The sequence below is a fragment of the Rhodococcus sp. GB-02 genome (assembly GCF_053470465.1).
Genome location: NZ_JBPUKE010000003.1, coordinates 24,608 through 45,874, shown reverse-complemented (window position 1 = coordinate 45,874; position 21,267 = coordinate 24,608). Strand labels below are relative to the sequence as shown.

Annotated in this window: 17 protein-coding genes and 1 riboswitch; of the genes, 4 read left to right on the top strand and 13 right to left on the bottom strand. The window is 63.1% G+C overall.

Annotated elements, in window-relative coordinates; translation table 11 throughout:
- The first annotated feature begins 76 nt into the window (after positions 1-76).
- Both ACSW29_RS20745 and ACSW29_RS20740 read left to right on the top strand, forming a co-directional pair.
- Positions 77-1,771 (top strand): VWA domain-containing protein, encoded by a 1,695-nt coding sequence (locus ACSW29_RS20745; protein ID WP_448278193.1) that lies wholly within the window; start codon positions 77-79, stop codon positions 1,769-1,771.
- Positions 1,771-2,919: a metallophosphoesterase gene (locus ACSW29_RS20740; protein WP_448278192.1), complete on the top strand. Its 1,149-nt coding sequence runs from the start codon at positions 1,771-1,773 to the stop codon at positions 2,917-2,919. Before ACSW29_RS20745 ends, ACSW29_RS20740 begins: the two co-directional genes overlap by 1 nt.
- Positions 2,920-2,941: 22 nt before the next feature.
- Here ACSW29_RS20740 and gcvP read toward each other — a convergent pair whose 3' ends face one another.
- The 11 genes from gcvP to ACSW29_RS20685 form a co-directional block, all read right to left on the bottom strand.
- Entirely contained in the window at positions 2,942-5,800 is a 2,859-nt protein-coding gene (gcvP, locus tag ACSW29_RS20735) for an aminomethyl-transferring glycine dehydrogenase (protein WP_448278191.1), read from the bottom strand.
- 53 nt (positions 5,801-5,853) lie between these two features.
- Positions 5,854-5,983, bottom strand: a riboswitch (glycine riboswitch).
- 220 nt (positions 5,984-6,203) lie between these two features.
- Entirely contained in the window at positions 6,204-6,758 is a 555-nt protein-coding gene (locus tag ACSW29_RS20730) for a MerR family transcriptional regulator (RefSeq protein ID WP_021344354.1), read from the bottom strand.
- A gap of 335 nt (positions 6,759-7,093) precedes the next feature.
- A complete protein-coding gene (locus ACSW29_RS20725) occupies positions 7,094-7,567 on the bottom strand; it encodes a bifunctional nuclease family protein (RefSeq protein WP_003946194.1) in 474 nt (157 codons plus the stop codon).
- Between the two features lie 93 nt (positions 7,568-7,660).
- Positions 7,661-8,398: a transcriptional regulator FtsR gene (gene ftsR / locus ACSW29_RS20720; RefSeq protein WP_230815701.1), complete on the bottom strand. Its 738-nt coding sequence runs from the start codon at positions 8,396-8,398 to the stop codon at positions 7,661-7,663.
- Positions 8,398-8,892, bottom strand: coding sequence for a glycogen accumulation regulator GarA (gene garA, locus ACSW29_RS20715; RefSeq protein WP_317829073.1), 495 nt, complete (start codon positions 8,890-8,892; stop codon positions 8,398-8,400). The genes ftsR and garA overlap by 1 nt, the downstream gene beginning before the upstream one ends.
- A 211-nt stretch (positions 8,893-9,103) precedes the next feature.
- On the bottom strand, positions 9,104-9,508 hold the full coding sequence (gene gcvH / locus ACSW29_RS20710) for a glycine cleavage system protein GcvH (RefSeq protein ID WP_230815702.1): 405 nt from the start codon (positions 9,506-9,508) through the stop codon (positions 9,104-9,106).
- Positions 9,509-9,553: 45 nt separating this feature from the next.
- Entirely contained in the window at positions 9,554-10,333 is a 780-nt protein-coding gene (locus ACSW29_RS20705; protein WP_230815703.1) for a DUF881 domain-containing protein, read from the bottom strand.
- A gap of 3 nt (positions 10,334-10,336) precedes the next feature.
- A complete protein-coding gene (locus ACSW29_RS20700; RefSeq protein ID WP_003946178.1) occupies positions 10,337-10,687 on the bottom strand; it encodes a small basic family protein in 351 nt (116 codons plus the stop codon).
- A gap of 13 nt (positions 10,688-10,700) precedes the next feature.
- A complete protein-coding gene (locus tag ACSW29_RS20695) occupies positions 10,701-11,567 on the bottom strand; it encodes a DUF881 domain-containing protein (protein WP_095970050.1) in 867 nt (288 codons plus the stop codon).
- Complete coding sequence (locus ACSW29_RS20690; RefSeq protein WP_317829074.1) at positions 11,564-12,163, bottom strand: CDP-alcohol phosphatidyltransferase family protein; 600 nt, start codon at positions 12,161-12,163, stop codon at positions 11,564-11,566. Before ACSW29_RS20690 ends, ACSW29_RS20695 begins: the two co-directional genes overlap by 4 nt.
- Positions 12,164-12,272: 109 nt before the next feature.
- A complete protein-coding gene (locus ACSW29_RS20685) occupies positions 12,273-12,887 on the bottom strand; it encodes an NUDIX hydrolase (protein ID WP_317829075.1) in 615 nt (204 codons plus the stop codon).
- Between the two features lie 139 nt (positions 12,888-13,026).
- On the opposite strand from ACSW29_RS20685, the gene ACSW29_RS20680 reads away from it, so the two are divergent.
- Together ACSW29_RS20680 and ACSW29_RS20675 are read left to right on the top strand one after the other, a co-directional pair.
- The gene (locus tag ACSW29_RS20680) at positions 13,027-15,162 is read left to right on the top strand and encodes a bifunctional lysylphosphatidylglycerol flippase/synthetase MprF (RefSeq protein ID WP_448278190.1); all 2,136 of its coding nucleotides are present in this window, start codon (positions 13,027-13,029) and stop codon (positions 15,160-15,162) included.
- A 4-nt stretch (positions 15,163-15,166) separates the two neighbouring features.
- Entirely contained in the window at positions 15,167-17,434 is a 2,268-nt protein-coding gene (locus ACSW29_RS20675; RefSeq protein ID WP_317829077.1) for a DUF2254 family protein, read from the top strand.
- Here ACSW29_RS20675 and ACSW29_RS20670 read toward each other — a convergent pair.
- Together ACSW29_RS20670 and pepN are read right to left on the bottom strand one after the other, a co-directional pair.
- Positions 17,396-18,685, bottom strand: coding sequence for an alpha/beta hydrolase (locus ACSW29_RS20670; protein ID WP_064688170.1), 1,290 nt, complete (start codon positions 18,683-18,685; stop codon positions 17,396-17,398). The two genes, ACSW29_RS20675 and ACSW29_RS20670, sit on opposite strands and share 39 nt — an antisense overlap.
- Positions 18,686-18,750: 65 nt before the next feature.
- Positions 18,751-21,234 carry an aminopeptidase N gene (gene pepN / locus ACSW29_RS20665; protein WP_448278189.1) on the bottom strand — a complete coding sequence of 828 codons (2,484 nt, stop codon included), beginning with the start codon at positions 21,232-21,234 and terminating at the stop codon, positions 18,751-18,753.
- Positions 21,235-21,267 lie beyond the last annotated feature (33 nt).

The window sequence follows — 21,267 nt, the reverse complement described above, 5'->3', positions numbered from 1 at the left end:
GTTTCGTCACTAGACTGGACGAGGACACAGTCCGTTCAACAGACATTCTTCGAGTGACCAAGGTAGGGCAAGGTACGTGGGCGAACATCGCGGCGGGTCAGGCGCCAGAGGTATCAGCAAGGGGCCGATTCTCGTCGTCGTGCTGATCGTCTTGATCGTGGCAGGCTTCTTCGGATGGAAGGCCCTCAGCAACCGGATCGACGATCAGGGACAGCAGGCAGCCGGTACGTGCGTCGAGGGCAACAAGACACTCGACGTCACCGCGGATCCGTCCATCGCCCCACAGGTCGAGGAACTGGCGAAGCGGTACACCCAGACCTCGCCGGTGGTGCGTGATCACTGCATTGCCGTCGTGGTGCACGGTGCGCCGTCCGCGTCGATCTCGACGGCACTCGAAGCCGGTCCGGCGGCACCCTGGGACGACGCAGCATTGGGACCGCGTCCCTCCCTGTGGATCCCGACGAGTTCGTTCGAACTCGCGCCACTGTCGGGCAAGGCCGTGATCAACGGTGATCCTCGCTCGCTCGCGAGTTCCCCGATCGTTCTGGCAGCCGGTCCCGAGACCGCGGCAGCATTGGCCGGCGCAACATCGAGTTGGAAGTCGTTGCCTTCGGATCTGACGGTTGCCCTGCCGGTCGGAAGTACCGAAACCTCGATGGCGGCACAGGCAATCGCTGCCGACGTCGCCGATGCGGGTGCCGGTCCGGTCACGGCGGATCAGGCGAAGTCCGCGCAGGTCAACGCTGCGCTCAGTGCGCGGGCGCTGCAATTCCAATCCTTGCCGACTCCCCCCACGTCCACCGCCGAAGCCCTCGGGGCACTGAGCGCCGGAACACCGGATTCGGTGAAAGCCGTTCCGGCCACGGAACAGTCGATAGCGCAGAGCGCGAACGCTGCCATGACGACGTACTCCCCCGCCGGCGCAACGCCAGTCGCGGACTATCCGGCGGTCATCGTCTCGGGCAGCGGGATCGACGAAACCGCGTCGCGCGCAGCAGCACAGTTTGCCGATTTCATGCGTGAGCCGAATCAGTCACAGTTGTTCGTCGGCGCCGGTTTCCGGGTCGAGGGTCAAGATCTTCCTGATCTCGGTGCGGTGTCTCCGGCCAAGATCTCGTCCACGTTGAAACCGGCTTCGGCCGAAACCGCAGCTGCGCTCGGTGACATCGTCGCCAATCCGGTCTCTCCGCGTAGTGCCACCATCCTGATGGACACGTCGGCGTCGATGGGTACCGACGACGGTGGCACTACCCGCTTGGCGAATGTTGCCGCGGCAGTGAACACCCAATTGGGTCGCAGCCCTGACGCTTCGGACATCGGCCTTCGCGAGTTCAGCACGGGCACCGACGGAAAACCGTCCGAGCGCATCCTGGTTCCGGGCGGTTCACTGTCCGAGCCGAATCGGCGTGCCACCATCACCGATTTCCTCAACGGACTTCGAGCCGGCGGAAAGACCTCCAAGTACCCGGCGCTTGCCAGTTCGTACAAAGCCGCCGTTGACGGTTTCGACGCGGGACGAGTCAACTCGGTGCTGCTGATCACCTCGAGTACACCTGACGAATCCACCACGACGCGAGCCGAACTGCTCAGCGCGATCGCCGCTGCGGGCAATCCGTCGCGTCCGGTACAGGTCGACGTGATCGTCGTCGGTGCGGGCGACGACGTCTCCACACTCCAAGACGTCTCGGATCGGACTGGCGGAACCTTGGTTCGCGTCGATTCGACGTCCGACCCCGCTCTCGCGGCCGCAGTGACCAAGATGCTGTCCTGATGGGGCGCGTCGCGGTTTTTGCAGTCCTTCTCGCCCTTCTGACCTGGTTCCTGCACCGCAGACTCGTTCGCGCCACCGGCATCCCGAGGCGATGGGCTCGTCTCGCCGACACTGCGCTTGTCGTCTTGGCGGTCTCGATGCTCATCGGGGTCGGCAGCGGCGAAATCTTCCCGACGTCCTGGGCGCAACCGATCGGATTTCTCGGATGGGTCTGGCTGGCTTCGTGGCTGTACCTGATTCCCGGATTGCTCGTGATCGGACTGTTTGCCGGGATCAGTCGACTACGTGCACGCCGGGCGGATACCACGACCGAAGTCGACCCGGCCAAGCGTCGTACGTTGCAGTTGGCCACGGCGGCAGTCACTCTCGCGGCGATCGGCACCGCCGGCTACGGCGTCTACGAGGCGTCGGGCCCCAAGATTTCCCGCGTCCGCGTGCCGCTCGCTCGCCTACCTGAGGGCTTCGAAGGATACCGGATCGCCTTGATCACCGACCTGCACGTGGGACCTGCCCGCGGGGTCGACTTCACCCGCAAGGTGGTCGAAATCGTCAACGCGCAGGATGTCGATCTGATCGCGATCGGCGGCGATCTCGTGGACGGCACCGTCGCAAAAGTTGCTCCCGATCTTGCTCCGCTCGCCGATCTTCAGGCGCCGGACGGAATCTTCGGAGTCAGCGGCAACCACGAGTTCTACGCCGACGACGGTGGCAAGTGGCTCGACGTCTGGGAAACCTTGGGGATCACGACACTTCGCAACAGTCGCGCCTCGATACAGCATGGCGGCGACACCATCGACATCGTGGGCATCCACGACTACACGTCGCCGGCCCCGTACGAGCCTAATCTGACAGCCGCAGTCGCAGACCGCGATCCGAATACTTTCGCCTTGCTTCTCGCGCACGAACCACGTCAAGCGATCGAGGCCTCCGAGATGGGTATCGATCTGCAACTGTCCGGGCACACTCATGGCGGTCAGATGTGGCCGCTGAGGCATCTCGTTCCGCTGCAGCAGCCGTCGGTGCAAGGCTTGGACAAGGTCGGAAACACAGTGCTGTACACAACGCGTGGCGCCGGGGCTTGGGGCCCGCCGGTACGCGTCGGCGCACCGCCGGAGATCACCGTTCTCGAACTCGTACGCGAGAGGTGATGATCTCCGGCGGGCACTCGGCTTAGTTGCCTGCGAACGCTTCGATCGGCGGGCACGAGCAGACCAGGTTGCGGTCGCCATGTGCACCGTCGATACGACGTACGGACGGCCACACCTTCGGGCGAGCCTTGCCACGCGGGAAGACTGCGATCTCACGCGAGTACGGGTGATCCCACTGCGATGCAATGCTTCCGGCAGTGTGGGGAGCACCGCGTAGCGGGTTGTCCTCCACCGTCCACTCGCCGGCGCCGACGCGATCGATTTCGCCGCGAATGGCGATCATCGCCTCGCAGAACTCGTCGATCTCTTCGAGGTTCTCGCTCTCGGTGGGCTCGACCATCAGTGTGCCGACCACGGGGAAGCTCATGGTCGGTGCGTGGAAACCGTAGTCGGCCAGACGCTTTGCGACGTCGTCGACGGTGACGCCGGTGTCCTTGGTCAACCCGCGGAGGTCGAGGATGCACTCGTGCGCGACCATACCGTTCTCACCGGTGTAGAGAACCGGGAAGTACTCGTCGAGTCGACGCGCGATGTAGTTTGCCGACGCGATGGCGGTCAGGCTGGCGCGGCGCAGGCCCGCAGCTCCCATCATCCGGATGTAGGTCCAGGTGATGGGCAGGATGGACGCGCTGCCGTACGGCGCTGCCGAGATCGTGCCTCCACCACCGAGTTCGGGGGCCATCGGATGTCCGGGCAGGAACGGCGTCAAGTGTGAGCGCACACCGATCGGGCCGACGCCTGGTCCGCCGCCGCCGTGCGGGATGCAGAAGGTCTTGTGCAGGTTCAGGTGGCTGACGTCGCCGCCGAAGCGGCCCGGACGAGCAAGGCCGACAAGCGCATTGAGGTTGGCACCGTCGACGTACACCTGGCCACCGGCGTCGTGTACCGCTGCGCAGATGTCGGAGATCTCGTGCTCGTAGACACCGTGGGTGGACGGGTAGGTAATCATGATCGCGGCGAGACGCTCGGCGTGATCGGCGATCTTCGCACGCAGATCGTCGACGTCGACGTCACCGTTGGGACGGCACGCGACAACCTCGACGCGCATCCCGGCCATGACAGCCGAAGCCGCGTTGGTGCCGTGAGCACTCGAGGGAATCAGGCAGGTGTCGCGGTGATCGTCGCCCCGGCTGAGGTGGTAGTTGCGGATGGCGAGCAGACCCGCGTACTCCCCCTGGCTACCGGCGTTGGGTTGGAGACTGACGTTGTCGTAGCCGGTGACAGCGACCAGCCAGTCTTCGAGATCCTTGATGATCTTCAGCAGACCGGGCGCATCCGATGTCGGCGCGAACGGATGGATCGCGTTGAACGCGGGCCAGGTGATGGATTCCATCTCGGCGGTCGCATTGAGCTTCATGGTGCACGAACCCAGCGGGATCATGCTGCGATCGAGGGCGATGTCCTTGTCGGACAGCGCGCGCAGGTAGCGAAGCATTGCCGTTTCCGTACGGTAACGGGTGAAGGCTTCGTGCTGCAGGTAGTCGGAGGTGCGCTCCTGAGCAGCGGGAACCGAGTTGCCCTCGGCTTCGATGGCGACAACAGCATCCTCGATGCCGAACGCGTCGAGCACCGTGAGGACGTGATCGGCGGTCGTGGCCTCGTCGCAGGAGATCCCGACGTGATCGGCGTCGACCAGACGCAGGTTGATCCCGGATTCCTTGGCCGCAGCGACAACGTCGGCCGCCGTGCCCGGAACCTGAGCCAGCACGGTGTCGAAGAACGAATCGTGGACAACGGTCACGCCGCCCTCGCGCAGGCCGTTTGCCAACGCGTGTGCCCGCGCAGCGACGCGCAACGCAATCGCCTTGAGTCCCTCGGCGCCGTGGTAGCTCGCGTACATCGCAGCGAGGATGGCGAGGAGCACCTGAGCGGTACAGATGTTGGACGTTGCCTTCTCCCGGCGAATGTGCTGCTCACGAGTCTGCAGCGCGAGGCGGTATGCCTTGTCTCCGTCGGCGTCGATCGAAACACCGACCAAGCGCCCGGGCAGCTGACGCGCATGCTTGGAGTGCACAGCCAGGTAACCGGCGTGCGGTCCGCCGTACCCCATGGGAACACCGAAACGCTGGGTGGTGCCGAAGCACGCATCCGCACCGAGTTCGCCCGGCGAGGTGATGAGCGTCATCGCAAGAAGGTCGGCGCCGACGGCAACCAGTGCGCCGCGCTCGTGAGCCTGCGCGATGATCGCGGTGTAGTCCACGACGCGTCCCGAAGCGCCCGGGATCTGTGCGATGACACCGAAGAAATCACCCTCGGGCAGTCCGGCAGTGAGATCTGCGGAGACGATCTCGATGCCGAGCGGCTCGGCGCGTGTCTCGATGACGGCGAGGGTCTGCGGGTACAGGTCCGCGTCGACGACAAAGCGTGGGGACTTGCTGCGGTTCGCGCGGCGCAGGAGCGTCATGGCTTCGGCAGCGGCGGTGGCCTCGTCGAGCATCGACGAGTTGGCCAGTTCCATGCCGGAGAGATCGGCGACCATGGTCTGGAAGTTGAGGAGGGCTTCGAGGCGGCCCTGGCTGATCTCCGGCTGATACGGGGTGTACGCGGTGTACCAGGCCGGGTTCTCGATGATGTTGCGCAACAACACCGGCGGCGTCAACGTGTCGAAGTAGCCGAGGCCGATCATCGACGTCGCGACAGTGTTCTGGGCTGCGAGAGCGGTCAGTTCGGCAAGTGCCTCGTGCTCTCCGACCGGAAGCGGCAGAGCGTCGAGTCCGGCCGCGATGCCGTTCGGGGCAGCGTCGAGGATGACGGAGGGAACGGCCTTGGTTGCCAGTTCGTCGAGTGAATCGACACCGACGAGTTCGAGGATGCGCGCGAGTTCCGCGGCGTTCGGACCGACATGGCGGTCGGCAAATATACGGCTTGCAGCGTCGATCACGACAACTCCCAGACAGATCGGAGGATCAGGACACACACCGAACTGCGGTGCGTTCCTCCCCCTCTGTCGCATGCTCGATTCCCGAGCGCCTGAGAGATTCGGTAGTGATCCGCCGATAGACGGAAGCCACAGCCTTTCCCCGTCGGCGGGTGGGTTGTCCCACCGCTTTCCAGAGGCGTCGGAGCCCGTACGGTCCTTGGTGCCTGAGAGATTGACGGGGAGGTATTGCTCCTTCGGCGCCCTGATCCCGCTCACGACTGACCTTTGAGACAAAGACTGAAACAAAGACAAGTTCGGTGAATCGGTATCCGAGGCTCTCCCGTACGCCGGCGACGCAGGCCCAGTCTAGTAGACCGAGGCGCCTACCTGCACCGTGGCATCCTCCAAAGAGATGTGACGTACGTTATCCGGTTTTGCGGCTGGCGCGATTCTTGCGTCGTGAGGCCAACTCGTCTTCCGGGTTGGGGTCACTTTCACCGCCGTCGGCGCGCTCGGCCGGGAAGTCGGCAATGGTTCCGGTGAGTTCACGCATGGCGCCGCTCACCGCGATGCCGAATACACCCTGCCCACCTTGAAGAAGGTCGACGACCTCTTCGGGAGACGTGCATTCGTAGACGGTGGTGCCGTCGGAGAAGAGAGTGATGTTGGCAAGATCGCGCACGCCGCGCTTGCGCAGGTGATCGACGGCGACGCGGATGTTCTGCAGTGAGATTCCGGTGTCGAGCAGACGCTTCACGATCTTCAGGACAAGGATGTCCTTGAAGGAGTACAGACGCTGGCTACCGGATCCGGCAGCGCCGCGGATGGACGGCACGACCAACGATGTCCGTGCCCAGTAGTCGAGTTGGCGATAAGTGATCCCGGCAATCTGGCAAGCGCTGGGTACTCGGTATCCGACCAGATCGTCAGGAATGGAGTCGTCCGGGAACAAGCCGGGCTGCAGCTCTTCGGAAGACATTTCTGCAGTCGGATCGGCACTACCGGTTATGCCCGTTCCGCGCTCATTCGACTGTTCTTCCACTGCCGTCTCCCTCTCGCTTCGCCATCATGTAACCAACCTGTGCTATCAGCAGTCACGAGAATCCCGTGCCGACCGAACTTTCAGATGTGAATCCAAGGCAGGTAATTCCATGAGTGGACTTACCCAGAGTACGCCTCGATCGACAAGGCGAGAAGATCTCCACCGCACGCAACGGTAAGACCACGAGGATGCTCGGTCAACGCAACACGCCGACCGAGACTCAACCTCTACTTGAGAGTTGAAGACTAAAGCCTGATTACGGACAAACAGGACTAACCGTCAGTCGCCTTGAAGTCGTCCGGCGAGATGGTGTCGAGGAATTCCTTGAACTTCTCGACCTCGTCTTCGCGTTCGTCGGGAATGACCAGGCCGGCTTCGGCGAGAACGGCTTCCGACGCGAAGATCGGAACGCCGATGCGCAAGGCCAATGCAATCGAATCCGACGGACGTGCCGACACGGTGGTCTGCTCGTCGAAGACCAGATCCGCGTAGAACGTGCCCTCTTGCAGGTCCACGATCCGCACTTCCTTGAGACTCCGACCGAACGATTCGATCAGAATCTTGATCAGGTCGTGAGTCAGTGGACGCGCCGGCTCAACTCCCTGTTGTTCGAGAACAATCGCGGTAGCTTCGGTTTGCCCGATCCAGATCGGCAGGTACCGATCGCCGTCGGACTCCCGCAGCAACAGGACCGGCTGATTCTGAGGCTGCTCGACACGAACTCCGATCACACGCATTTCGCCCATCGAGCTTGCCTCCAACCTGACGTGATCCAGTAGACCGACTCCGATGCGGTCGTACTGAAATTCTATTCGAGTGAGCCCCGCTGATCGAGGAACTCAGCGATCGAGACTTCCCCGAACCGCCGATTTGACCAGACACGTGTGCAAAGTCAGTGACAGGGCAGCGAGTTCCCGGACCATTTCCTCGGCGCGATCGCGCGCTCCGGCGTCACGACCCTTGGCAACCGGTCCGGCGATTTGAGTCACCAGTCCCGCTTCGCGATCGGCAGCCAACTTGAACGCCCGCAGATGGCGGACCTCCAAGCCGTACTCGGACATCGCTTTCGCGGTGCGCGCCAATGTCACGGCGTCCTCGTCGAAGAAGCCCGCCGCGCCGGGAACCACCAAACCGGTGCGGATCAGATCGGTCAGAAACCGATCGTCGATGTCGGCGCGCGCCAGAAGGTCCTGACGACCGACTCGAACTTCGCGGTCGACACGGAAAGCTTCGGGCGAGACATCGCCCGAAGCGATCGACAGGACGCGGGCCCGACGAGGCGGAGGAACTTCCGCACTCACCGTCGCCGCGCCGCTGTCGATGGCTTCGAGCTGTTCTTTGATCACTTTGAGCGGCAGGTACTGATCGCGTTGCGCGGTCAGCACGAAGCGAAGACGCTCGCAGTCCTCTACGGAGAATCTGCGGTATCCCGACGGTGTCCGTTGTGGGCTGATCAATCCCTCGGACTCGAGGAAACGGATCTTCGAAATCGTCACGTCGGGAAAATCTGGACGCAACCGATCCAGCACGGAACCAATCGACATTCCGGGCTGGCTCTGCTGCCGCACTGCCGTCATTAGCTACCCGCACCTGCTGACGACTCGCCGACCTGCGAACCGCCGGCACGAGGGCCGGTGAGGAACACCAGACGGAACTTGCCGATCTGAACCTCGTCACCGTTCGCGAGAACTGCCGAATCGACAGGCTCACGGTTGACGTAGGTGCCGTTGAGGCTTCCGACGTCGACGACGTGGAAATCTGCATCTTCCTGACGGAACTCGGCGTGACGACGGCTGACGGTCACGTCGTCGAGGAAGATGTCGCTGTCCGGGTGCCGACCTGCCGACGTCGTCGGCTGATCGAGCAAGAAGCGCGATCCTGCATTCGGTCCCCGCTTGACCACCAGAAGTGCGGCTCCGGTGGGAAGGCCTTCCACGCCCGAAACCGGCTGCTCGGCGGCCGGTGCTGCAGAGGAGGTGTTGTCGAGCTCATTGAGGAAGTCCGCACGGAAAACCGAAGTGGTCTCCGCCGGCGACTCCCCATAGCCCGCGTCGTTACCGTTCTCGCTCACTGTTTCTCCTCCTGGGTCAATCATCCAGATCATGAATCACTGGACTACGCAGTGCACTTTCTTCACGAGCATCTTTCACAGTCACGTTCGATACGGCCCTGCGCCCCGACTCGGCACATGCGTACCTAACGACCGTACCCTGCGCAGACCGCCGTGTGCAGCGAGACAGGCCGCGACACAACGCGAGTTGACCGGTCCACGCGTAGGTTTTCTACTCGGACGTCAGTCCGTTGTACGCCTCCGCGTCCAGAGTTGCCGCGAGCGCGGCATCGAGTGTGGCTTCGTCGGCAACCTCGAGCTCGACCAACCAACCCTTGTCGTACGGATCGGTGTTGACGAGGTCAGGCTGTCCGTCCAATTCTCCGTTGGCTGCAAGAACTTTCGCAGTGAACGGAGCAAAGATGTCGGAGACGCTCTTGGTCGACTCGACCTCGCCGAGCGATTCACCGGCGGTCACATCTTCGTCGACAGCGGGAAGCTGGACGAACACGACGTCACCGAGCTGCGACTGAGCAAAGTCGGTGATACCGACTCGAACTGTGGTCGGGCCGGTCCGCTTCACCCACTCGTGCTCCGCGGTGTAGCGCAGATCGGTAGGTGTATCGAGCTCACTCACAGTGGCTTCCTTTCACAGGCCGTCCGAAAGTCGGACGCAAAAAGATCAATTTCCAGGTTGAGCGTATTGGCGCGGATTCAATTGTCGCAAGACGGAGATCGTGACCTGCTGCGATTGCTCGACCGAGGAAGTTCCGCCGTTGCGTGCGACGTTGTCGAAGACGCCTCCGGGAATGTTCAACGCTGCTGCCAACGTCGGCGGATCCCCGATCGCGGTCACAGTGTACGGCTGCTCGATCCGGGTTCCGTCCAATTCGATTTCACCGCCGCGCCCACTCACCCACGAGTTCACGCCGATACGAATGGGTTCGCCGTTCGCACCTGCGATCGAGATGGCTTCGGCACCGGCAGCACGCAATTCCTGGATGAGATCGAGAATGACTTCGGAGCCGACACCACCCGCCGGATCTGTCAGGGTCATCGTCACACCCGGTCCGGTAGCAGGAGCAGTCCCCACTTGAATGGAGAGCGAGGTCAGCCGCGCCCGCGCCTCGTCCAACGCTGCTCCGGTGTTGCCGCCGGCTTCCAAAGTGGCAAGCGATTCCTGAAGATTGGCAACTTCCTGCCTCAGCGCGGCTTCGCGCCGATTCAAGTTGTCGAGAACGACCAGGAGGTCGGCAGGGCGCGCGGCGTCGAGTGAATCTCCGGCCACGGTGCTGCGTACCTGTGTGGCAATCGCGACACCGAGCACACCCAGGAGCACGGCCGCGAGGATGGCGAAGACGACGTTGGTGCGGTGCTTCGACGGTGAACGCAGCTCGTGACGACCTTCACCCGCAGTGGTGACAGGTGGTTCTTCGGGCTCGGTCGTGGAGTGATCCGCCATGACTCACGCTCCGAACAGTCGGCGTCGCAATGCCGCTGCGTTGCCGAAGATCCGGATACCCAACACGACGACGATTGCCGTCGAGAGTTGAGTACCCACACCCAACTGATCACCGAGCCAGACGATCAACGACGCAACGAGCACGTTGAAGACGAAGGAGACCACAAACACCTTCGCGTCGAAGATCTCGTCGAGATACGCGCGTAGTCCGCCGAAGACGGCGTCGAGTGCCGCAACGACCGCGATCGGAAGATACGGCTGGATGACGTCGGGCACCTGCGGGCTGAAAACGACGCCCAAGACGATGCCGACGACCAGTGCTGCGAGTCCGTACAGGGCGGAACCGGCCTTCATCGAACTCCTTCTGTCACTTGGGTTCTGTGGGTTCTGTTGCCACCCGGACGGCGCGAGGCGTCGCGGGCGGCAATGTCAACGAATCGTCTTCGGCCACCGCGAAACCGACTCCGTACAGTTGCGAGACGCTAGACATTCTCACGTAGGCGTCGCTGACGACGAACTCTCGCTGCAGTGCGCGCGTGTCGCCGATCGCCTCGACGCGGTACGGCGAGAAGACAGGTTGGTTGTCGACGAGCATCGCGCCGCCGGCCTGGCGGATGGTCACCGTCGGCCCGATTCGCACGCCGCCGACGGCGATTGCCTCCGCGCCGCCCGCCCACAGCGCGTTGACGACGGTTTGCAGATCTCGATCGAGGACGACGGTCTTACCGCCGACGCTCCGCTGCGACGCGTCCGTAAGGTTCGGGCGTCCGGCCGGGTCCGTCAGCGTCACGACCAGACCTTCTCCGTGAACAGCTTCGGCTCCTGCACCGGATTCGACCGCTCGCAGTTGATCGAGGACCGCGCTGCCGCGTGCATCGCCTTCAAGCGCCACGCCGCGCGCGGCGTCCACGTCACCGCCGAGTGAATCGCGGGACGCGGCCAGCGAATCGATACGATCCTCGGCGTCACGGACCTTGGCCACCAACTCGCTTCGAACCTCCTCGGTACCGGTCACCTGTTTGGTGGCCTGCACTGCGGACACCGTGACGATGAACCCGATCAACAGTGCGCCGAGAGCCAGCCAAGGCCCGGTTTTCGAGGATCTGTTCTTGGTGTGCTCGTGTTGGCGTTCGAATGCCGTTGCTTCGTAGCCCGGGTCGAGATGTTCGGTCATGAGCGACCGAAGCAGCGACGGTACCGGGTTACGACGGACGTCCTCCCCGGTCGACTTCATCGGGGCTCGACCTCGTGCGTTCGCGCCACGTCAACGGCTTTGAGCACGTAGATCGCGGCAGTCCACACGTACAGGACGGTTCCCCAGATCAGGAAAGCGAAACCGAAGGCATGGGTGAACGGTCCGATGGCCCAGTCCCCGTGTCCGGCAAGTATCAACGGCAGAGCGAACATCAGCAGGAAGGTCGCGGCCTTGCCGAGATAGACGACCTCGGGCGGCGGCAGTCCACGCCGGCGGTAGATCGGCAACGTCAACGCGAGTAGAAGATCACGGCCGATCAATATCGCCGCGACCCACCAGGGAATGAAATCGCGGGCGACGAAGGTGACGAGTGTCGTGACGACGTAGAGACGGTCGACCAGCGGGTCGAGAAGCGCTCCCAGGCGCGAGGTTTGTCCGAGCACTCTGGCCAACTTGCCGTCGAGCCAGTCGGTGAACCCGCTGAGCATCAGCAGCGCCAATGCCCAGCCGTCCGAGTGTGTGACGAGCAGCAGGTAGGCGAACAGCGGAAGGGCGAGTAGACGCACGATACTGAGCACGTTGGGAACAGTGAGAATCCGATCCGTCGGGATCGGTTCTTGTTCGCCAGAGTTCACTGCACACACCTCGCGTCGTTCGATTGCTGTGCGGTCAGCTTTCCACAGCGGGGCGCACTATTCGCCGAGGCGCCGAAGCCCGAACGACCCCGAGCGTGTCGAGCTGCTCTCATCGCCAGGCGAACACCGGCTGTTCGAGGTTGTCGATGCGGGTGTGCCGGCCGTTCAACACCTCGCGGAACTGATAGATGACAGCTCCGGTCGGCGCATGGATCAAGCTCGTTCGGAACGGCCACTGGATCACCGGGTTCGGTGATTCCTCGATGGTGACGAATCGCGAGTCCACGTCGAGCTCCTCCGAGGTCACGGCGTACACCTGGGCCACCTCGTCCGGATTGGGTACCAGACCCGCGATGTCCTCGCCGGACCAGACGACAAACGGACGGATCACGAACCCCGAACGGGTGACGTAATCGTCGAGTCGGCCGATGATGTCCGACTCAGAGACCTCGACGCCCAGCTCCTCGGACAATTCCCGAACCGCTGCTTGTTCGGACGTCTCACCCGGATCGACGCTTCCGCCTGGCAAGGCGAACTGACCGGGGTGAGCTCGCATCTTGCTGGGCCGCTTGGTTACCGGAAACACCGGTGCCCCGTCCGCGGTCCGCATGACGACGATGACCACCGACGCCGAGCGCCTTCCGTCCAATTCGACCGACCGAGGTTCGAAAGCGGCAAGTGAGGCGACCACGTGGTCCCGATTCAGTAAATCTCCGTTCACCATGGCTCGACAGTAGCGCCACGAGACTGAGACCCCCAGCCAGTCTGGTCCATTTTGACCGCTTCGCCTGATTATCGGTCTGTATTCCTGTCATGCTGAACAGGCAGAATCCACCGTGCGGCATGGCGAGAAGAGAACCTCGATGGCTGAGCAGTCCCAGACCCCCACCCCGCAGACCGACCAGAGCGCGCCGGGCGGGTCGAATCGGGCCTCCCGCTTTGCCTCCGACACCCTGAGTGTCCTGCGGCGTGTGCCGTTCACCGCGAGCGTCGTGCTCACCATCACCGTCGTCGGGATCGCGACCGGCGCCTTGTGGAATCACGTCCGTACCTACTCGTGGTTCAACGACATCGCCTACGGAGTTCCTGCCTTGCAGGAAGGCAAGTGGTGGACTCTCGTCACGGGGTGGTTCTTCGGATTGACGCCGGGTCAGTATGTTTCGATCATCGTCGTTTTTGCCTTCGCGGTCGGCTGGTGCGAATGGCGCCTGGGAACCAAGAACGCGGCCATCGTCACGATCAGCGGGCAGTTGGCGGGCGAACTCGGTGCATCGCTGCTCCTCTGGGCGGGCAGCCATACCGACTGGGATTGGGCTCGCAACCTCGCCACCCACCGCGACGTCGGTGTGACCACCGCAATCATTGCCGCTCTCGCCGCGACCACGGCAACTCTGCGCTCGCCCTGGCGAATGCGAGTCCGCGCCATTCTGTGTGCGTACATTGCGATCGCGTTCCTCTTCGAAGGCCGCCTCGCCGACGTGCAGCACCTCATCGCGGTCGCGATATTCCTGCCGGTGGGCGAAAAGTTCTTCGGCGACGGAGAGCGCGGGTTCATCCCCCGAACCCGACGCGAGATCCGCCTGCTCGGATTCATCGGCCTGCTCCTGATCGGAGTGGTCGAGATCGCCGTGTGGCTGTTCCCCGGAAGCGGACCGTTCGGGCCGACGGAAGCCGAAACCGGTTCGGGCTGGACCGCATTGATCGACGTGGTCATCGTTGCACTGATCGCGGATCAGTTGCGACGAGGACGCCGCTGGGCCTGGTGGGTTGCCGTCGTGTTCGGTTCACTGACGGTTTTGGCCACCACCCTCGTCCTCGTTTCGGTCATCTTCTTCGACTACGAAAGCGCCGGCGCCGTCACGGTCGGAACCGCGCTGCTCTGGCTTCTCGAACTCATCTTGTTGATCAAGGGCCGTCACGCTTTTCACGTACCGATGCGGCGCAAGATTCGAGGTGGGCCGTTGTCCGGGAACGATCCGCGCGCCACCGCTCGGGAACTGCTCAAACAGCATGGCGGCGGAACCATGTCGTGGATGACGACGTGGGACGGCAACAATTACTACTTCGGCGAGTCGGGTGACAGCGTCGTTGCATTCCAACGGCACGTCGGCGTCGTCGTAGTCCTCGCTGATCCGATCGCGAGCCCCGACCGACTTGCCGCAGCGGTAGACGAATTCACGACGATGTCCGAATCCAACGGCCTCACTCCTTGCCTGTTCTCCGTGGGGAAGGAGACAGCCGATGCCGCCGCCCGGCGCGGCTGGCGCACCGTTCAGGTCGCCGAAGACACGATCGTCGACCTGCCGGAATTGCAGTTCACCGGCAAGTCTTGGCAGGACATCCGCTCGGCGCTCAACAAGGCCAAGAAGGACGACATCACCTTTCGGATGACAACTCTGGCCGACGAGCCGTTCTCCGTGCTGGCTCAGGTGCGCGCCATTTCCGAGGAATGGGTGGGTGACAAGGGACTACCCGAGATGGGGTTCACCCTCGGCAGCGTCGAGGAGGCGCTCGACCGCGACGTCCGGGTCGGTTTGGCCGTCGACCCGACCGGAAGCATTCACGGCGTCACCTCGTGGTTGCCGGTGTACGGCGAAGGCGGAGTGGTCCAGGGTTGGACGCTCGACGTCATGCGTCGACGCCCCGACGGCTTCCGGCCGGTGGTCGAGTTCCTCATCGCATCGTCGGCCCTCGAATTCAAAGAACAAGGTGCCCAATTCGTCTCACTGTCCGGCGCGCCACTGGCCCGCAGCGACGACGGCGCCGACGCCGCATCGATGGACCGCCTGCTCGACATGCTCGGAGCCGCGATGGAACCGCTCTACGGCTTCCGGTCTCTTCACGCGTTCAAGAAGAAGTTCAAGCCGAGATACGAGCCCGTTTTCCTGTGTTTCCGCGACGAGGCCGACCTGCCTCGAATCGGAATCGCGCTGACGCGTGCTTACCTTCCGGACGCGACGGCTCCTCAGCTGATCAAGCTCGCCACCAGCAAGAGCTGACGCCGTGCGGTCCTGGTTCGAGCACACGGTTGTCGACACCGGCAGACTCCCTCTGTTCTTCCTTCTGCTCGCCTTTGTCCTGACGTTCCTGTTCATTCGGTTCAGCGTTCGAATGATCCGAGCTGAGGTCTCGTGGTGGCCAGGCAATGTCACGCCCGGTGGAATGCACATCCACCACATGGTTTTCGGTTTGATGATGATGCTCGTGTCCGGCTTTGCCTTCGTCGCTCTGGCCGACTATCACACCCCGATCGCCAACTGTGTTCTCGCGTCGGTGTTCGGTATCGGCAGCGCGCTGGTCCTCGACGAGTACGCACTCGTGCTGCATCTACGCGATGTCTACTGGGCCGAGGAGGGTCGCTCGTCCATCGACGCGGTGTTCGTTGCCATCGCGATCTCGTTCCTTTTCCTTCTCGGAGTCCACCCGATCGGGTTCGCGGGAGAGTTCGACCCGTATGAGCAGGACCGTAGCCTGGCGACGTTGATCGGCGTTGTCGTCGCGATCGTGATCCAACTCGGACTCGCCGTGATCACGTTGATGAAGGGCAAACTCTGGACCGGCTTGATCGGGCTGTTCTTCACCCCGCTTCTGTTGGTCGGAGCGATTCGGTTGAGTCGCCCGGGTGCGCCATGGGCGCGTTCGCGTTACCGCGACAAGCCCGCCAAGATGAGCCGGGCAGTCGCCCGTGAGCAGCGGTATCGCGAGCCGATGATCCACGCGAAGATCTACGTTCAGGAAACGGTGTCGGGAAGTTTCGGTTCCACTCCCCCGACCCCACCACCGCTCCCGGTCGTCGACACCACAACCCCCACGACGAAAGTCGGACTATCACGGCGGCTTTCGGACAGAATTCGCTGGCGCCGAACTCGCCGACGACTACGAACCGTCCCGGTCTGGCGCCTCCCCGTGATCCTCGTCGTCCTGTCCGTCGTCACCGCGAACATCCTCGTCGGGATCGACGGAGACCTGGTGGGTGACGGCGACGTCGGTACCATTTCCGAGGGCGTGGACGCCGGGGCCACCGCAACGCTGCTCAGCGTCATCGCCGGCGGGATGATCACTCTCACCGGTCTGGTGTTCACCGCCATCACCCTCGCCATGCAGTTCGGCGCCTCGCAGATTTCGGTGCGGGTGGTCCCGATGCTCGCGCAGCAGCGAGTGATGCGGTGGTCGATCGGCATGTTTCTGGCCACGTTTGTCTTCTCCTTGATCATTGCGCTCGATTTGGCGCTCGACTCTGAGAATTCCTCTCCGTCCATCTCCACGGCGATCGCACTGCTTCTGGCATTGGCCAGTGCGATCCTGTTCATCGCATTGGTGGCGAAGGTCGGGTCGATTCTCAATTCCAGTCGGTTGTTGCGTTGGATAGCGGCCCAGGGCCGAAGCGCGACGATTCGTGCCTATCCGCTGTACGAGGACTTACCCTCGGGCGCACCGAAGCCCAGTCAGCCGCTTCCCCTACGCGAACCGCGCGAGTCCCAAACCTCCGAGAGCGCCGACGCACTGGTGATTCGCCTGCGCCACCTTTCACCCGACGGCCGGATTCTGCTGGCGATCGATCTCGCCCGACTGCAGCGGTTGGCCGGCCGCTGGGACGTCTCGGTCGAGGTTGTCCCCAGCATCGGCGAGTTCGTCGCCCAGAACGCGCCCCTCTTCGAGGTACGCGGGCCATCACTGAAGGTACGTCCGGACACATTGATGTCGTGCTTGATCTTCGGTGACACGCACAGTCCTGTCGTCAGCCCCGGTGCGGCGCTGCAGTCGATCGTGGACATCGCGCTCAAGGCGCTCTCACCTGCCATCAACGACCCGGGTCGAGCAGTCCAGGCTCTCGATCACATCGAGGATCTTCTGGTCCTGCTAGCCCCGAGAGTCCGCTTCGACACGTCAACCTCGGATCTCACGCTGATCCGGGGCCGGCAACGCACCTGGACCGACTACGTCTCTGTCGCCACCGACGAGATCCGGCACTTCAGTACCAATTCCGCGCAGGTCCAGCGCCGTCTACGCGCGGTATTCGCGACCTTGCTCGAAGCCTGCCCGCCGGACCAGCACCCTCCGCTACTCGAGCGCGTCGACGCACTCGATGCGCAATTGACCCGAGAATGGACCGGCGCACTCGACCTTCGGCTCGCGAGTGTGGCAGATCCGCAGGGATTGGGCTCCGAAGCCGGGGCGACCGGAAGAATTCACCCGCTGATCATCGGGTCTTCGGAACTTCCAGACGATCGTTCATCCGGGCAGACCGAGTCGCGTTCCCAGCCAACCTAATTGACTCGCCAATCCAGCCGACCACACCTGGAAGCTGTGTCCACCGTCGACCTCGGCGTACTGGACGTCCATCCCTGCGGCCTTTGCGGCTTCGTAGAGCGTTTGAAGACCTGGGCGGTAGTCGTTGTCCTGTTTGCCGACCACGAACACCCCGGCGCTGTCGGGGAACTTCTTCTCCCGGAGCAGATCCTGCGGATTCACTGCCACGAACGCGGCGTCATTACCGCCGAACGCTGCATCGACCGTCTGCTTCCGATCACCGAGGGTGGGTTCGATCTGACCGGACAGATCCAGGAACGTCGGATACACCGCGGGGAAGTTCGTTGCCATCTGGAACGCGCAGGTACCGCCGTAGGAAAGTCCCCCGATCGCCCACTTCCTCGGGTCGGGATCCACCTGGAGGTTCCCGCGCACCCAGTCGGGAACATCGCGCGAAAGGTACGTTGCGACGTTCCCGAGTTGGGAATCGACGCAGAGCGGATTCGCCAGTTCCGACCCGGTCCCGTCAGCAACGACGACAACGGGAGCCAAGCCCGAATGCGCAGCGGCGTAGGCGTCCATGGTCTGGACGAGACGTCCGCCCTGTAGCCAGTCCTCGGGCGCGCCTGGTTGGCCGGCAAGCAGTACCAACACCGGCAACTCCGGTCGTGGGTTGGTGAAATACGCGGGCGGTAGGTAGATCTCGGCGTCGCGGGCGCTGAATCCGGAGACCGTCCCCGCAATCGTGACCGTGCTGACCTTGCCGGCCGACGGCATGTCCGCTGGAGCCTTCCATTGCGAAACCGGTACCGCCCCGTCCTTGCCGTCGTCCAGGTCGGCGAGTGAAACCTTCTCCGCGTCCGAGAGTCCCAGCGCTGTTCCCAACGTCGGATACGACTGGAACTGCAGATTCACGTGAGCCGCGCTCGACACGACCACCAGGAGCACGGAGACGACGGTGAGCACGCGGCCGTCGATCCGCGTCGCCGCAAATACCCGCGAAACACCCAGCAGCACGCCGAGAATGCCCAAACCGATCCACACGTAGACCGGACGGGCAATCGGATCGGGGAACGGGTGCCACACCTTCTCGATCAGCCAGTACAGCACGAGAGTGATCGCAATTGCCGCGACGATGCAGACCGGAATCGAGATCAGCACGTGACGCCTCGATCTCGAGAAGATCAGCCACAGAAGTGCCAGAATTCCGAGCACCGTCACCACGGGCGGAACCGGGCCCGTGACCAGCGACAGATCCGTGATCGTGTGCACGTCGTCTCCCGTCGCAGCCCTGTTTAGACAATATCCAAGAACAGGACATTTCGGAGCTGATGGCGTCAGATCACTGCGTTCGACGCCTGGGCACGTAGGTCTCGGGCCAGGTGATCCCGACGCTCGAGAACAAGCCTCCGCAGCGACGCGGGCGCCTCCGCATTGGCCTGGATCCAGGAATCGACAGCAGAGGTGTCTTCAGCTGCCGGGAAGAGCCCGTTCACCAATCGTCGCGCGATCTCGATGCTGCGTTCGGACCACCACTTCCCCAGGGACGAGAAGTACTCGACCGCATATCCCTCGATCAACGACGGGTCTGTGCCCGAACGGAATCCGGCGATCGTCGCATCCAGGCGGTCGTTCGAGAGTGAGCCGTCAGTGGTCGCCGACGCCCAGGCAGCCGCCTTGGTCTCGGCATCGGGAATCGACGCCGCGGCGCGGACGCACGCCGTTCGACCGGCTGACGTGCTGTCCTTGCTCAGCTCACCGTCGAAGTCGCTCACACTCGCATGCCCGGTCGCGGACAGGGCGATCCACAATGCCCACCGCAGATCAGGATCGAGAGCCAGTCCGACCGGTCCCGGGCACGTGCCGTCGAGTATCGACCGCAACTCGCCGGCGCGAGCATCGTTGACCGCTGCGGCGGCCGACAGAGCCCGTGCCCATGCCAGCTGTCTTCCGGACTCCGGCTCGGCTTCGAACAACGCCTTCCAGGTCGTTTCCAACCAGCCCGCACTGACATTGGGCCGCAAGCTTTTCGGAACGTAGTGAAGAACCGCGTATTGGGCATCGGTCAGGATCGCGCTGAGAATCGAAAGATCTGTCTCTGCGGGAGCGAATCGTTCCACCATGTCGAGGTATCGGAACACCGAGAGCTGCGCATCGCGCACCGAGTTCCACAGCGACGACCAGATCACACCGCGCGCAAGCGGATCGCTCACGCGGTCCAGGGATGCCTCGACCGTGGACAGAGATTCCGCGTCCAGTCGCACCTTCGCGTAGGTGAGGTCTTCGTCGTTGAGCAGTGTGAGCGCTCCGGGCGGAAGGTCGACCGGCGTGCGGGATTCGGTGATGTCGAGTTCGACGCGTTCGGTGCGAACAAGATCTCCGGACTCGTTGTAGTCGTAGATTCCGACTGCGAGCCGGTGCGGCCTCGGGTCCGTCTGGACCAGGTCTGTTCCGTCGAGCGACAGCGTGGACACTCCGGTGGTCTGCAACCAGATTCGGGCCCATTCGCGCACATCACGTCCGGAAGTCTCCGCGAGCACGTCGAGCAGATCAACCAGCGTGGTGTTCCCGAAGGCGTGGGCCTTGAAGTACCGTCGTGCCGCTTCGAAGAACGCGTCACGGCCGACGAAAGCCACGAGTTGCTTGAGGACACTGGCGCCCTTGGCGTAGGTGATTCCGTCGAAGTTCAGCTTTGCAGCTTCGAGATCGACGATGTCGGCGACGATGGGATGCGTGGTCGGCAGCTGATCTTGGAGGTACGCCCACGCCTTTCGCTTGATGGCAAATGCTACCCAGGCATCGGTGAAGCGAGTGGCTTCGGCGCTGACCAGCGATCCCATGAAGTCGGCGAAGGATTCCTTGAGCCACAAGTCATCCCACCAGACCATGGTCACGAGATCGCCGAACCACATGTGCGCCATTTCGTGCAGGATCGTGTTGGCGCGACGCTGATGCTGCTCGTCGGTTGCGGTGCCGCGGAACACATACGCCTCGGTGAAGGTCACCAGTCCCGGGTTCTCCATGGCGCCGAGGTTGTACTCGGGGACAAAGATCTGGTCGTACTTGCCGAACGGATACGGATAGTCGAAGTGCTCGGCGTAGAAGTCCAACCCCTGACGGGTGATGTCGAAAACATTGTCCGCATCGAGATGAGGAGCCAAAGACGCCCGGCACAAAGCGCCCAACTCGACAGTGAGTTCGCCACGACTCCACGACGAGGCCACGCGGTGATACGGCCCGGCTGCGATCGCGGTGATGTAGGTCGAGATCGGCAGCGTCGGCGCGAAAGTTACGCGTTGTGCACCGTCCGCGGAGAGGGTCTGGGCCGCGGGCTGATTCGACAGGACTTCCCAGCCGTCTGGCGCTGTCACCTCGAACGTGAAGGGCGCTTTGAGGTCCGGCTGCTCGAAGCAGGCGAAAACACGCCTGGCATCGGCGGGCTCGTATTGCGTGTACAGATACGTCTGATCGTCAGCGTCGTCGACAAATCGGTGCAGCCCTTCACCGGAACGGCTGTAGTGGCCGTGAGCTGCCACCCGAACGACGTTCGATCCGCCGAGTCCGCGCAGCACAATCCGGGATCCGTCGTACTCCACCGGAATCGACGCACCGTCGACCTCTACGGAATCGACTGCAGCACCGATGAAGTCGAGCCACGTGGACTCCGCCGACGACGTCAGATCAATTGTCGTGACGGTCGAAAAGGTCTTCGAGGCAGAGTCCGCCGCCGATCGCAGATCCAACTCCACCCGGTACCCGGTGACGTCGATGGTTCGAGATCGTTCGGCGACTTCGCTTCGATTCAGGTTCGCAGTACTCACACACTCGATCCTGCCAGGCCGCTCGCGGCGATG